Origin of the sequence: Pseudoxanthomonas sp. SL93 (assembly GCF_026625825.1) — a bacterium.
Lineage (GTDB): Bacteria > Pseudomonadota > Gammaproteobacteria > Xanthomonadales > Xanthomonadaceae > Pseudoxanthomonas_A.
Map to the genome: position 1 here is coordinate 963,496 of NZ_CP113065.1, position 13,769 is coordinate 977,264.

Consider the following 13,769-nt stretch of genomic DNA (forward strand, 5'->3'; position numbering starts at 1 on the left):
ATAAAAGCTGACGTGATGCGATTTCTTAAAAGTAGAGGCGGGCAAACGATCAACGCTAGGATCTGATTGCGCGTACAGGAAGATTCGTGCCCTTCAGTCGTCCTGGATACCATTCACGGTGGTCCGCCTGCCTGCCACCCCGGATAATCTGCTTTACGTAATCGGAAGGCGAATACCCAAAGTAGAGCTTGAACCGCCTTGCAAACTGGGACTGGTCCGTAAACCCCGTCATTGCCGCTACCGACGCGATAGCTGTTCTTGTCTCCGTAAGAAGCTTGCGTGCTCTAAGCATCCTTACACGCTCAAGATAGGCCATGGGTGAGGTGCCCGTGCTCCGCTTGAACAGGCGGGAGAAGTGGAACCTGCTGACCTGCGCGATACACGCCAGATCCGTAAGGGCGATATCCGCGTCTGGACTACCGTGTATGAAGTCAAGAACACGAGAGAGTGCGCTTGGATGAAGAGCATCACTACTTGACGCGAGGTGGCCGACGTTGGCATTGAAGCGGTGTACGAGATGCGCCGCCAGCGCACAGGAGAGGTGTTCGGCGACGAGCGGCTGGACCGGATGCTCCGGAAGCGACAGCTCTCTTGCAAGCAAATTCAGCATCGACTCAACAAAAGGATCGCGTGCACCAAAGCAGTTTCTTAGGATGACCTCGTCCTTATCCTCTCGCAGGTGTTGGGCGGATGCCTCGATAAGCAACCTGGTGGGAATGCGGGAGATCACAATCGAGCCTGGCCGATCCCATCGCCACCGGGATTCCACACCTCGCGGGTGTAATCCCAAATTTCCGGGTACGACGATCCTTCGATGAGTACGGCCCAAACGCCTCTGCTCAAAATTCGCATGCCCAAGGTAGCGCATGGCCAGAATGTGGTGATCTTGCGGCTGTGATATTGCCTCTCCCGGTCGTCGCAAATGGTGGATCTGGACCGTAATGCCAGACCATGGTCTATAAGAACTTCTCAGATCCAGCTTCTGAGGAAGTTCGGCGTTAATGAGTGAATGGCGGCCATAAGCGGCCATCGTCACCTCCATCGCGTTGGGACGGCAGCATCCTCATTCATGATGATATCCATCATGTAAATGAATGTACTTACCGCTTATCCGACGGCGGGGTAGTGGTTGGGTGGGCGGGGTCGCCGCAAGGCCGCGACATAGAACGCAATCTCGCGACAGCGCTACGCCGATGCCCGGGCGGTACTGGTGTGGCCGCCGGAAGCATTGGCGCGCGATTCCTATAGTTGCCCAGCACAGCACTCACGGCTCAATCGCGCGAGCTAGAAAAGGATGGCTTGGGCCGGCGCACGATCTAGCCGGTGGTCCCAGCTAGAGTCGAGTACGACATCACCGAGGCGTCGCGACGCCTCGGTCCGTCTTGAATGCGTTATCCGCGCTTGGGCGGCGGCGAAGTCGGTCGAGTGCGACACAGAACGTCAGTTCGTAAGAATGCCACTGTCCGACGCGTGTTCCGCGTCTAGCTTCCAAGGTGTCATTGGAAGCCTGATGGGTTTGTAACGCAGAAGTGGACAGTTCGGGTAAGTAGTTGATCTTACTAGACTCAGCGGTTCTCTTCCGACGCATCCCCGGACGTCACCTCACGCACCCCATCTGCAGCAAGACTGGACAGCACACCATTCAGTGCAAAGAAACACATACCACGCAGACATATCGCAGCACAGTTCAACGAGGGTCACGCTCAGAACACTTGGAAACCTAGCCTTCGTGTATGCGCAGCCGGTAGTGGACGACAAGGTAGCTGACTGTAGTTGCCGCTACGCTGGAGGCGACTCAGTTAGGGTTGCTCGGATAGCCGCTCCGAGGCGGGAAGCGGACAACTTGGCGGTGCAGCGGTTAGGGATCGTTATCGGGGGTAGGGGGCGGCAGCTTCCGACCCAAAGCCGACATCCGCGAAAGCGCACGCTCTGCACCCTGCTGGGTCAGCTTATACGTCGGCTTGTTAGCCAGACCCCTCGGCCCTAACTTAGAGCCGTACCAATGGGAAAGCCAGACCAATAGATTAAAGAACTAGGGTTCATCTGAGCCCACCTCAGTGGGCATTGATCGAAGATATATCCAAAGCGCACTGAGCTCCTCATCGCTCGACTGGCCGATTGCCCGCCACGGCATATAGCGGCCATCGATGGCCGTGCCGTCGGGACGTTTGCCCGTTCGCATCGCGCGCAGGAAGTCCTCGCGGGTCCATGCCGCGAAGCGCTCATTGGACGGCGTCAAATTGGATGCCAGAGGCGCGGCGGGCCCCCCGTGCGACATCCTGCCGCCCGCCAGATTGGGCTGGTGGCAGCCCGTGCACAGCTGGGCCAGATGACGCCCTTGCTCGAAGGTACCGCCCGTCGGCTCCAGGGCGATAGCCGGCACGCGGTGATCGATACGCTCCGCCGACAGGAACCCGTCCAGGCCTCCCGTCGCCAACAGACTCCGGGCCACCGGTCCAAGGGAACTGCGCGGTATTGGCGCTTTCGCGCGAGGCAAACTTGCCACGTAAGCGGACATCGCTTCGATCTCCCTGCGGCTCAGACTGGCGAATTGCGCCGAAGGCATCATCAACAGAGACCTCCCGCGTGCATCCACGCCATGGTGCAAGGCCCGGTACATGCGCTCGTGCAGGGCACGCGGCGACTCGCCCTGGCGAAGCCCCAGGGGGGTGCCGACGATGCGAGCAAAGGGCTGCTCATCAATTACGACCTTGCCGGCCAACGCCTCGCCATGGCAATCCATGCAGCCACGCGAGCGCACCAGCTCTTGTCCGCGAGCTGCCAGCATGACGTCGGGAGCTTCCAATGACACGTCCGCTGGGTACGTCCGACGCAGGCGGGCTTCGCTCGCTGCGTAGACGAAGATCACGCACAAGGCTGACAGCGCCGTGATAACGAGCAAGACGCGAACGGACCAACGGCCAAGCAGCTTGAATGAATGCACGGAGCACCGGGAGCAGGGGAGTGGCGCACAGGCTCGCAGGCGGCGATGGCCCCTGCCACACCCCCCGGTGGGTGATGAACACCCGCCGAAGACAGGTAGCGTCCCGCGCTTTGGCAAGGTCTGAGCCCACCGGCTCCAGGCGTACCATGCGCGCACGCCCAGGCCGGACCGCTTTCCATGCCCGTTTCCGTTCCTGAATTGATGCACGAGCCCGACCCCGCCCGCGCGCACCTCGCGCTGCTTACCCAGATGATCGAAGACATCTCCGGCGAGCTGGCGCTGGCGCCGCTACTCGACCGCCTGGTCGAGCGCGCCTGCCATCTGATAGGCGCTGACGACGGCCTCATTGGCCTGTACGATAGCGACGCCGATGTCATCCGTACCGTCAGCAGTCACAACATCCCCCCCGACCAGTTGGCCGACGCAGTGCCGCGGGGCCACGGCCTGACCGGATACGTCCTCGCCGAGGGTCGTGCGTATCGCGGTTATTACGACCAACTTCCGTCCACGCCGCGCGACGCACCGCCCGGCATGTACGTCATCGGCATGCCCGTCCATGCGCGTAAGCAACTCGTCGGCGTGTTCGGCGTAGGCGTGCATGACGGGCGCACCCTGGGTCAAGAAGCACAGGACATGCTGGCGCTGTTCGCTCGCCATGCCGGGGTGGCCATCGACAACGCACGACGATATGCGGAAGAGACGCGCCGTGCCGCGCGTTTTGCGCTCATCGCGCGCGTGGCCGCCATCGGGGCGTCCGGTCCCGACCTGGATTCACTGCTTCAACAGGCCGCCGACGCAATCCACGAAACGCTCGAGTACCCCAACGTGGATATTCCGCTGCTGGACCCTTGCATGCCCGATACCCTGGTCATCCGTATCCGCGGCGGCACCTACAAACAACTGATACGCCATGAGGACCGCTTGCCGATCGATCGCGGCATCATGGGCGCCGCCGTGCGCGAGCGGCGCACACAGCTGGTCAATGACGTAGCGCGCGATCCACGCTATGTCACGCCGCCGGGTGTGGTGCCGCCAGCGGCCGAGCTCGCGGTGCCAATCCTGCACGGCAGCGAGGTACTGGGTGCCCTGAACGTGGAGGGTGACCTGCACTTCGACGAGCTTGATCGCACCAGCCTGGAGATCGTTGCCGAGCATCTCGGCGTGGCTATCGTCAACGCGCGGCTGCATGAGGAATCCACCCGGGCCGCCATTCTCGAGGAACGGCAGCGGCTGGCGCGCGAACTGCACGACAACGTCACCCAGATCCTGTCCTCGATGAGCCTGATCACCCAGTCACTTGCGCAGGCTTGGCGCCAGGACGCTGACGAAGGCGCGCGCCGGATCGAGCGCCTGGGCGAGCTCTCGCGCTTGGCCTTCGGCGAGATGCGTGGCCTGCTGCAGGAACTCTCTCCGGACAAGCGCCCGCGCCAGCGCCCCCGGGGAACGCTGGAGCAGCGGCTGGTGCCCTTGCTGGCGGCCATGGCGCCCGACCACGTTCGGTTGGTGATACGCACGGACGGCGTGCTGCCCCAGGAAGAAGCGCATGAAGATGCTGTCGTGCGGCTTTGCCAGGAAGCCGTCTCCAACGCCGTTCGCCACGGCGCACCGTCCTCCATCGGCATCCGTGCGCGACTGAGTCAGGACCGCCTGCTGTTGACCATCATCGATGATGGCCGAGGCATGCCTGCCAACGTGCGCCGGGGCATGGGGCTCGACAATATGCGCCGCCGCGTAGCTGAACTGGGAGGGAGGCTGCAGATATCGCCCCGCCAGCCAAGCGGCACGCGGATCCGCGCGATTCTGCCGCGCGCCGACAGGGTGATGCCATGACCGACACGATCCGCATTCTACTGGTGGATGATCACGCAGTGGTTCGCGAAGGACTGCGCGGACTGCTGGAGCAGCAGCCTGACATGGTCATCATCGGCGAGGCCGGTGATGGCGCGGCCGCCCTGCGCGCCGCTGCCGCTGCAAGCCCCGACGTGGTAATCCTGGACATGAAAATGCCGGGCGCCACCCCCTCGGACACCATCGCCGGCTTGCGTACTGCATGTCCCAAAGCCCAGGTGCTGGTGTTCACCAGCTATGCCGAGGACAGCCAGGTGCGCGACGCGCTGACCGCGGGCGCGAGTGGTTACCTGCTCAAGGATGCGATGCGCGAAGATCTGATCCGTGCGGTACGTGAGGTGCATGCGGGGCGTGCGTGGCTAGACCCACAAGCGCAGCGTCAGATGCTCGACTGGATGCGCCGGCCCCCCTCAGTACTGGAAAGCCTGACCGAGCGGGAACGCTCCGTGCTCGTGCTGCTGGCTGAGGGCCACAGCAACAAGCACATCGCGCGCAGGCTTTCGCTGACCGAGGGCACCGTGAAAGGGTATGTCAGCCAAGTGTTGGACAAGCTGGGCGTGTCCGACCGTACGCAGGCCGCGCTGTTGGCGCACCGCGAGGGTCTGGTGACACGCCCATGACGCGGATCCGTCACCTCGCCAGCATCGCTTCGATATGCGCGCGCGCCAATCGCCATGCGGGTCCCCCGGCAACCAGGTCGAAGTGACCTGCATCGGTGATATCCACGCGCTGCACGTCCACCCCGTCTGGCACCGCACGCGCATAGTCGTGCGCTACATGCGGCGGCACCAACCGATCCAACGTTCCGCTCACCATGATCACTCGCACGTTGTTGCCACCGATGCGGGTCGGTGAGGTGTCGGCGTAGACATCGGGCCGGGTTGCATCCGGCAGGCCCACCAGACGCCCGCCAATGTCCTCCCCGCAGATGCCAGGGATGAGCGGCGCGTAGCGTTCCAGATCGCCGATGCCTCCCAGCACCACGACGCGCTTAGGCACCAGCGACGCAGGTCCGCGCAAAGCACTGCTGCGAGCCAGTCGGTCCCGACCGGCGGCCCACAGCGCGAGGTGACCTCCTGCCGAATGACCCACGGCTGCCAGGTGGTCAAGATCCAAGGGATAGCTGCGCGCGAGTTTCCGCAGATGATCGAACCCGTTGGCGACATCCTCGTAGGTTCCGGGATATCCGCCGCCGTCCTCGTTCGCCCTGCGGTATCCGATGTTCCACACCGCGATGCCGCGCTCGGCAAGGTCCGCGCCCAAGTGGCGCAGCTGCTCGCGTCCTGCCGTACGGCTGCTCCAGCAGCCACCATGCAACAGCACCACCACCGGAAACGGGCCCGACCCGCGTGGCAGGAAAAGGTCACCCTGCTGGGTCGGTGCCTCGCCGTACGCCAGCACCGCATGCGGCTGCGGGCGCGGAATACGCATGAAGCCTGGTATATCCAGAGGTTCGACCTGCGTCCTGGGGTGTGCCGACGGCGTCGAAGACGCATCCGCAGCGCGTACGGGCGTGATGAGCACCGCGCCCAATGCCAGCGCCAAGCCGCCCAGGCCGCGGCCGCGCCCGTCCTGAGGCGTACGCATCACCCTTCTCCCTGGCGGGCCATGGCCTTGGTCGCATCCGCGCGTTCGAAGACATAGCGATGCTGCGATTCCAGCAACACCAGGCGCGCACCTTGCGGTGAATCTTCCACGATCAGCTCATATCCATCGGTGCCGGGGTCGACCGTGACCAGCGTGCTGGTGCCGTCGCTGTTGTGCCGGGTTCCCACTTCGCTGCGCCATTCGCCGAAATCGACGATGGTCCTGCCGCCTTCGCGGCGCAGCTCCATTGGCCCCAGCAGGGCATTGCGATACGTGCCTTCAAGCGTGTCCACGACAGGCGCCGGCGCCGGCACGGTGAGAGAGCGACGCTCAGCGGCGGCACTGGTGGAAAGCCGTGCCGCGGCAGCCGCCAGCTCGCCGGCCGCCATCGGCCTGCCGTCGAAAAGGACTTCCAGCAGGCGCCTGCGCATCAGGCCCATCAGCGCGGCACCGTTGTCGGCGTTTGTCAGCAGCACAATGCCCACATCATGTTCGGGCAACCACAGCATGCCCGTCTGGTAGCCCGGCATGGAGCCGCCGTGCTGCACGCTGCGCACGCCTCCACTGCGATCGATCACCAAACCCATGCCATAGGAGGCCTCCGCGCCCAACGCCACCTGCGGTGCCCAACGCGCCAGCAGCGCATCCGCCCCCACATAGCGTTTTCCATCGGGGAGTCGACCCCGTGCGAGTTCAACAGAGACGAACCGCAACATGTCCTCGACGTTGCTCCATGCACCGCCTGCCGGGCGGACAGGCACGATCGAGCGGTTTACGCCCAGGTCCACCAGCGCCACGCGGCCCTGTGCATCCCAGGCATGCGGACTGGCGTGGTTGCCGGCCAGGGCCTGGTCGAAATCGAAAGTAGTGCTGCGCATGCCCAGCGGCGCGAAAACTTCTTCGTGCATCGCGTTGTCGTAGCCGTTGCCGAGGGGCTGGTCGGGGTGGGCTATACGCGCACCCAGATAGCCCCCCGCGGCAGCGAGCGGATTGGAATACTGGTAAAGCTGTCCGAATGCAGTGGTGGGGACGACGTCGCGCAGGTCGGCCACCACGTCTTCGGCATCCCGGCCAGTGAACTCCATCAGCCACGGGTAGTCCTGGCGCGGCAGCCCAGTACAGGCGCACAGCAGGTGCCGCACTTCGATCTTCCGGCTCGCGTCGTCGCTTCCCAGCCGGAACGACGGCCAAGCACGTACCACGGGCATATCCCACTGCAGGCGGCCTGCGTCGACCATTCGCGCCAGCATCATGGTGGTCATGGCCTTGGTATTGGACGCCACCAGGAAAAGTGTCTTCTCATCGACCGTTTCCGGTGACCCTTCGGCACGTAGACCCTGGCCGCCGGCATAGACCACGCGGCCACCCTGCAGCAAGCCCATAGCGACGCCGGGAATGCCCAGTTGTTGACGCGCATCAGCAATGAAGGCATTGAGTTGGCGGACCTCCGCCTCTCCCAGCTGTCGGGGAATCCGCCCCTCGAAGGATTCGCGCACGTGGCCGGTCGGCATGATGCGCCCATTGATGAGCGCCAACTGGCTGCGCCTGCGATCGGCGACGTCCAAGGGCATGTCCACGAAGAAGACGGTCCAAGCGCCATCGCGACCGAATACGCTGGCGGACAGCAGACGGTTCTGCGCAGCGGGGGTGTCGTAGCGGTAGCTGGCGATCTGTGTCCACCCGTCGCGTGCGGCGCCGGGCGTGGACAGCCGCAGGGGAGCGTCGGGCGTACGACCAAGACGCGACCAAGCATCCGCGAGCGCCGCATCCGCCGTCGAGCCGCGCGCGTCCACTGCCGCCACCCAGGCATTGGCTTCCGGTGGCGAGAGCCAAGTCACATCGCCACCGCTGTGCAGCGTCCAGCCTGCGGGTGCTAGGAAACGCGTACCCACCTGTGTAGTCACTTCGGTATCGTGCGCCAGCTTGGACGCGCCAGCAGTAGATAATGATGCGTGCGGCTCGATGGCTCGGGCTGCGAAGACGACTGTCGCGGTGACACTGGCCAACAGAAGCGCCCCAAGCAGCTGACGCTTGCGGTTGATATCGGTAGCGCGGCGCCGGAGCTTCACGCGGGTGATTGAGGGCTGACCATCGCTGCCAAGCGTGTTTGCGATGGGCTGCGAGGAAATCGATGGATCGTCGACGGTTCGAGAATCAGGGGAATGCATGAGCGTTATCCGGGGGAGGGCCGGGAAAGCTTGCGTCCCGCAGGCATCCGCGCTCCAGCGTCCTTCGTCGGGTCCGTACGCTAACTGTCGTCATGGCACGCTGCCCCAATGGGGCGCACCGTGACCCCGCTAGGGGTTAGTTGCCAGATTTGTTCTCACATTGGCGGCCTGCTGCGGAGGGCTCATTCAATCAGCAGTGGCTCTGGAAGAATGGTTTCATGGGACTTTTGATCTATGCATCAATCTCACCTTGGAACCGCTGCGGCGATCACCGTGCTGGAATGGCCGACGATGAGGCGCACGCCTTCTTCACCACCCCTGTTGAATGCCCTAAGGGATTCGCGTTTCGTCTTTGGCTGCCGAGTCCGCTCCAGTCGAAGCCCGGTCAGTGGCGTCTTCCTGCTTGATGCACTGGTCCAGCATGGCGCCGGTCAACCCATTGCAGCGTGCCGGAACTGCCGGCCGCATACTCTGATCCATCGTTGCGTCCGTAGCTGGGGCGGGCGCCATGCTGCCGGCATTGCTTCCGGCATTCTCACCAGGCGGACTGCTGACTTCCTGGCTATCCAAGGACACCGTGGGATCGTCGCGGCGGTCGCAGCCGGCCAGCAGGACTAGGAACGCAGCGGCGTAGAGTAGGGTTCTCATTGATGTTCTCCTCGAAGGACCACCAAGAGAGCATGTCCGTGGTGACAACAGGGTGCACACCTGACTTCGCTTGCCCTACGACCTAGTCATCTTCCCAGTCTTCGTCTTCGTCCGTCGGTTCGGGGCCCTTCTCAGCCGGATCGACCGGCTCAAGAAGCGTGTAGTCGTCCACATCGGCCTTCGCAATGGCGCGCCCCACGGTGTAGCTCTCCAAGGAGGGGACGTGGGCATGTCGAAGCAGTGAGCGGGGGCTGGAGATGGAGCCGGTCAGCCAACGGATAGCGTTCTTGCCCTCAAGGAAAATAGGGCCGTCCTGAGTTAGAGGCGACGGGATGGCCAGGTTGGGGGCGGTCAGCACCGCGAAGCTGAGAAGTGAGGTCCCATCCTCGCCTTCCCAGCGCTCCCAGAGGCCGGCAGCCAACAATGCCGATCCGTCCCGCGTCTGGATGAAGTGGGGCCACGGCGGCTTTCGCTGGCGGTCCCATTTGAAGTAGCCGGACATAGGAACCAGGCAATGCCGCTCCTTCCATGCCTGGGCGAAGATTCGGCTCTTCGGGGCCCTTTCAAGGCGCGCGGTGACGGTTGTGTAGTGCGTCGTGGGCTCTTTGGACCAGCGGGGCACGAGACCCCAGACCATATCGATCAGGACGACCAGGCGGTTGTCCGTCATTGCGATCACGTTGGCCGGCTTTCCCTTGCCAATGTTGTATCTGTCCTGATCGTCTGCGATCGCCTGCGCAATGGCTTCAGGGATGGACTCCGCCAGTTGGTCCCGGTCGGCAATGGCCTGAGCGAATCGACGCATTCTGAAAGCCTAACCGCTGACGCGTGAGTTTAAGATTCACCGAGCAGCAAAAGGCCGGACGAGGAGTAACCCAACCACGCAGGGAGGTGTGTTCGCCAGGAAACCGCATCATGGAATATCAGTTGGACGCGCCTTGCGGCCACTCCCCTTACCGAGAACAAGCCTCTCAACACCTTGACCGATGAGGTGGGCCTCGTTGTCGTCTGTTCGCAGGTCTAAGAAGGTGCTTGGCAGGAGCCGTGGAGATGGGCGTAATTGGGTCAGGTCAGCGCTTGGCCAGATAGTGGTATTTGCCGGAAGGCCCAATTGCGAGATGACAGAAATTGTCCGCGATGGCCCTATCTGAGAAGGCGGCCTGGCGGATTGTCTCTTGTGCACTGTGCTTGAAAACATCCCACCAGATTGGCCACGGAGGGGTGTTCGCTCATGTCCATCAGGCAGGGCAGGGCGATGCCCCGTTCCCTCAGCAAGTGACGATCAGGCAGTCTTTCACCGCAGACGAGATGAGGCGGCTAGCGAACGAGCGCAGGCTCCTTAGCAACATTCAAGGGGGCGAAAAATCGCGTCATCGCTTGTGCTCTGAGGGACGCCGTACTTCTCGAACAAGAGGCGACGCTGTCGTACCCACTGCGTAGCCCATCCGGCACCCTGAGATGGCGAGCGGAATGCAACCTGATGGCGTGCGTCGGGCTCACCAGCGAGGAGCGCACCAACCCAACCTTCGCCGACCTTGGAGATCCGAATGACCTCTTGACCCCGAAACAGCAAGGTCCACAAGTCGTCTTCAATAAGCCACGAAAAGCCGTCCGGCAACGGTGTTTTTGGGATGACGTTCACGATTTTCTCCTCGCGTGAACCGGGTGGAGAAAATATACGTAAGCGACGTTTTGCGGGCGTGATGTTGCGGGTTGTGGTGGAAGACCTACGCAGAGGCCTTATCCAGCGTGGTTACCCATGCGCCGGACGTGCCAGTCGACCAAGACTATTGCGGTTGCTGGCAGAACCCCTCCCTTCCATTGTGAGCCCCTATCCACAGCCCCACCCAGCTGCAGCACTTTCGTGCGGCGGTGAGGTCCCCCGTGGTTGGGCTGTGTCCGCTCTTGCCCAGCCGTGATAACCTGTTAACCGTATTTTTCAAGGTTACTTGCCATGCATGCTGTTAAACCGCATGCCGGCATCGGTGGGGTGCCGTACGCTCCACAGGTCGGGGATCATCTCGCACTGAATCCGCTGAACACCGAAGCGCTCAGCCAGGGACAGGCAATCGATCACTGGGAGAGCAGGGAGGATATGCACCGTTGGCTGGTGCGGCAGGGCGTCGATCCGGCAGGCGAGCATACGCCGTCGGACCTGCTGCAACGCGGCCGTGACCTCTGGAGCGCCGAGCGGAAAGCAATTGCCACGGGCAAGGCAGGCGAACCGTTAGATGTGCAGCCGCTCAACGTTCTCCTGGAGGCGCATCTGACCTCGCCGCGGCTGCAGCGGGATACGTCAGGCAGGTTAGAGATCACCCATGTATCCGCCAATGGGACGGCCGCGTCGCCGCTCGGCCCGGTGGCCGAAGCCGCGGCGCACCTTCTCTCGGATGGCGACTTCGCGCTGGTCCGGCAGTGCGAGCATCCGAACTGTATCTTGTGGTTCTAAGACCGCACCAAATCGCACAAGCGGCGCTGGTGCAGCATGGCCCAGTGCGGTAACCGCGAGAAGGCGGCTCGCTTCAGGAATCGGAGCGCCACGCAATCGCCGAAGGCTTCGCCACGCCACAAGCTGCGTCAGGGTTCCTAACGCAATCACAGGGGTGCGAAGAAGCTTTGGTATCAATGACAGCACTCAGCGCATGCACCAGTAAAGATCAAGCGAGCCCGTCAATGCAGAACGTCTCCCCAATGCTGGAAAACCTAGTGAGCGTCCACAGTATCGCTCGCAGCTGGAGCGGTGTGAATGCGCTCCTGACAGACTTCACCTGCTCGGGTCGCGTAATGTACGAGGTTCCTCACCAGGAGAATGCCCGGGCCGGCATGATCCTCGAAGAGGTGGGCGAGTATCGTTCAGAGCCCAGGTTGAAACGCTCGATGGCGTGCACGGTCGATTACAGGCCCAAGCAGTTGAACTTCGTCCCGGCGGGCATGGACATCTGGGGCTTCAGCAAGGACATCCGCTATGCAAGGGACATACGCGTCTCGTTCAACGCCAAAGAACTCGCCGAACACTGCCATATCGAGCACACGGATGCTGCTTCCGTACCGGATCTCCGATTCTCGGACGAGAAGCTATCGGCGTTGATGCAGCTCATCGCAGGCGCAGTATCTGATCAGGATGCCGACGACCAGCTCTACGGCGATGGGCTGATCACCGCGTTCGCCGCGAGATTCTTCTCCCGCAGCAAGGTCGTGGCACGGGGACCGTCAAGACTCTCTCCCGTGCAGTTGCGAAGCGCCATCAGCTATCTGGAGGCCAGTATGCCGCTCCGCGTCGAGCTCGCTACCCTGGCTTCTCTTGCAGGGCTTTCGCCGTATCACTACAGCCGGGCATTTAAGGCGTCTACGGGATTGGCGCCCTATCAATGGCAACTCCGATCCAGGATCCAGCGCGCACAAAGCCTGCTCTTGACCACGAGCGCCTCACTGGAGAGCGTAGCCGAGGCGACAGGATTTGCGGACGCTGTGCATTTCGGCCGGACATTCCGAAAACTTACTGGCGCGACGCCCGCAGCATGGCGCCGGAATCGACGCTCCTGACATTGCGGCATCGGACGCCCGCGCGGCGGCATAACGCCCCCTGAGATCCGACAGCAATTTCGAACTGTTTCCGGCAAGAACGGCCCGTGTCGAACGTGTCGGCAGACGGGATACTGGTGACGCATCTTGGCATGGCCAAGGAGTCAACCTGGTTCCGTGTGCGCCTTTGGTAAGGCGCTACCGGTGCCTTTCATCGACAGGATCGACATGATCAGCTTGATTGGAAAACGCGCATTGGTGACCGGCGGCGCTCGTGGCATCGGCGCGGCAATTGTGAAAGCTCTGGCAGAAGGTGGCGCCGACGTGGCGTTTACCTATCGCGCTTCGGCCGAGAAGGCGCGGGCATTGGCCGCCTCCATCCAAGGCACCGGACGGCGTGTCATCGCCATCCAGGCCGACAGCGCCGAGCCTGCCGCCATCTCGCGCTCGGTGAGCGAGGCCATCGAATTCCTGGGTGGGTTCGACATTCTCGTGAACAGTGCGGCGATCGCACATAACGGGATGATCGAAGATCTTGATATGGACGAGTATCAGCGTCTCATGGATACGAATGTGCGAGGCCCGGTCTTGTTCTCCAAGGCAGTGATACCGCACCTGGGCGAGGGTGGCCGAATCATCACGATCGGCTCTGGCTTGTCCGAGCGCGTCCCGTTTCCTGGCGTGACCGCCTATGCGATGACGAAAGCGGCGCTGGTGGCGTTCACCCGCGGTCTGTCACGAGAACTCGGTCCCAAGGGCATCACCGTGAACCTGGTGAATCCTGGCTCCACCGACACGGACGCCAATCCGTCGGATGGTCCTGCGGGGGATTTCCAACGCAGCATGACGTCGCTCGGCCGTTTCGCACGACCAGAGGAGATTGCCTATGCAGTCGCCTTCCTCGCGAGTCCCGCGGCAGGCGTGATCACGGGAGCGTCCCTCACGGCGGACGCGGGAGCGCTCGCGTAGCCCAAGCTCGCATCACCCGCTACTCGTGCGTCGATGCATTGACCTGAACTCCGACGTCGGCTATTGGCGGCATCACGTCCATG

Annotated in this window: 10 protein-coding genes; 5 read left to right on the forward strand and 5 right to left on the reverse strand. The window is 62.8% G+C overall.

Translation table 11 applies throughout. The features are described 5' to 3' along the window. Positions 1–55: 55 nt before the first annotated feature. Positions 56–730, reverse strand: coding sequence for a helix-turn-helix domain-containing protein (locus OVA13_RS04430; protein ID WP_267792599.1), 675 nt, complete (start codon positions 728–730; stop codon positions 56–58). Between the two features lie 1,302 nt (positions 731–2,032). Then, positions 2,033–2,869 carry a c-type cytochrome gene (locus OVA13_RS04435; protein ID WP_267792600.1) on the reverse strand — a complete coding sequence of 279 codons (837 nt, stop codon included), beginning with the start codon at positions 2,867–2,869 and terminating at the stop codon, positions 2,033–2,035. 252 nt (positions 2,870–3,121) lie between these two features. Between OVA13_RS04435 and OVA13_RS04440 the strand changes: the two genes are divergently transcribed. Both OVA13_RS04440 and OVA13_RS04445 read left to right on the forward strand, forming a co-directional pair. After that, positions 3,122–4,774 carry a GAF domain-containing sensor histidine kinase gene (locus OVA13_RS04440; RefSeq protein WP_267792601.1) on the forward strand — a complete coding sequence of 551 codons (1,653 nt, stop codon included), beginning with the start codon at positions 3,122–3,124 and terminating at the stop codon, positions 4,772–4,774. Beyond that, on the forward strand, positions 4,771–5,412 hold the full coding sequence (locus tag OVA13_RS04445; RefSeq protein ID WP_267792602.1) for a response regulator: 642 nt from the start codon (positions 4,771–4,773) through the stop codon (positions 5,410–5,412). Before OVA13_RS04440 ends, OVA13_RS04445 begins: the two co-directional genes overlap by 4 nt. A gap of 10 nt (positions 5,413–5,422) precedes the next feature. Here the strand turns inward: OVA13_RS04445 and OVA13_RS04450 are convergent, their stop codons facing one another. From OVA13_RS04450 to OVA13_RS04460, 3 genes are all read right to left on the reverse strand, one after another. Further along, on the reverse strand, positions 5,423–6,379 hold the full coding sequence (locus OVA13_RS04450; protein ID WP_267792603.1) for an alpha/beta hydrolase family protein: 957 nt from the start codon (positions 6,377–6,379) through the stop codon (positions 5,423–5,425). Next, positions 6,379–8,547: a serine hydrolase domain-containing protein gene (locus OVA13_RS04455; RefSeq protein ID WP_267792604.1), complete on the reverse strand. Its 2,169-nt coding sequence runs from the start codon at positions 8,545–8,547 to the stop codon at positions 6,379–6,381. Before OVA13_RS04455 ends, OVA13_RS04450 begins: the two co-directional genes overlap by 1 nt. A gap of 730 nt (positions 8,548–9,277) precedes the next feature. Beyond that, a complete protein-coding gene (locus OVA13_RS04460; RefSeq protein ID WP_267792605.1) occupies positions 9,278–10,000 on the reverse strand; it encodes an SOS response-associated peptidase in 723 nt (240 codons plus the stop codon). A gap of 1,149 nt (positions 10,001–11,149) precedes the next feature. On the opposite strand from OVA13_RS04460, the gene OVA13_RS04465 reads away from it, so the two are divergent. The 3 genes from OVA13_RS04465 (at position 11,150) to OVA13_RS04475 (ending at position 13,686) form a co-directional block, all read left to right on the forward strand. Then, positions 11,150–11,644: a CGNR zinc finger domain-containing protein gene (locus OVA13_RS04465; protein WP_267792606.1), complete on the forward strand. Its 495-nt coding sequence runs from the start codon at positions 11,150–11,152 to the stop codon at positions 11,642–11,644. A gap of 224 nt (positions 11,645–11,868) precedes the next feature. After that, a complete protein-coding gene (locus OVA13_RS04470) occupies positions 11,869–12,738 on the forward strand; it encodes a helix-turn-helix domain-containing protein (RefSeq protein ID WP_267792607.1) in 870 nt (289 codons plus the stop codon). A gap of 183 nt (positions 12,739–12,921) precedes the next feature. Continuing rightward, positions 12,922–13,686, forward strand: coding sequence for an SDR family NAD(P)-dependent oxidoreductase (locus tag OVA13_RS04475; protein WP_267792608.1), 765 nt, complete (start codon positions 12,922–12,924; stop codon positions 13,684–13,686). Positions 13,687–13,769 lie beyond the last annotated feature (83 nt).

Coding starts and splice junctions, on each gene's coding strand:
- OVA13_RS04450 (WP_267792603.1), bottom strand. CDS start 6,379: ATGCGTACGCCTCAGGACGGGCGCGGCCGCGGCCTGGGCGGCTTGGCG.
- OVA13_RS04455 (WP_267792604.1), bottom strand. CDS start 8,547: ATGCATTCCCCTGATTCTCGAACCGTCGACGATCCATCGATTTCCTCG.
- OVA13_RS04440 (WP_267792601.1), top strand. CDS start 3,122: ATGCCCGTTTCCGTTCCTGAATTGATGCACGAGCCCGACCCCGCCCGC.
- OVA13_RS04470 (WP_267792607.1), top strand. CDS start 11,869: ATGCAGAACGTCTCCCCAATGCTGGAAAACCTAGTGAGCGTCCACAGT.
- OVA13_RS04465 (WP_267792606.1), top strand. CDS start 11,150: ATGCATGCTGTTAAACCGCATGCCGGCATCGGTGGGGTGCCGTACGCT.
- OVA13_RS04445 (WP_267792602.1), top strand. CDS start 4,771: ATGACCGACACGATCCGCATTCTACTGGTGGATGATCACGCAGTGGTT.
- OVA13_RS04460 (WP_267792605.1), bottom strand. CDS start 10,000: ATGCGTCGATTCGCTCAGGCCATTGCCGACCGGGACCAACTGGCGGAG.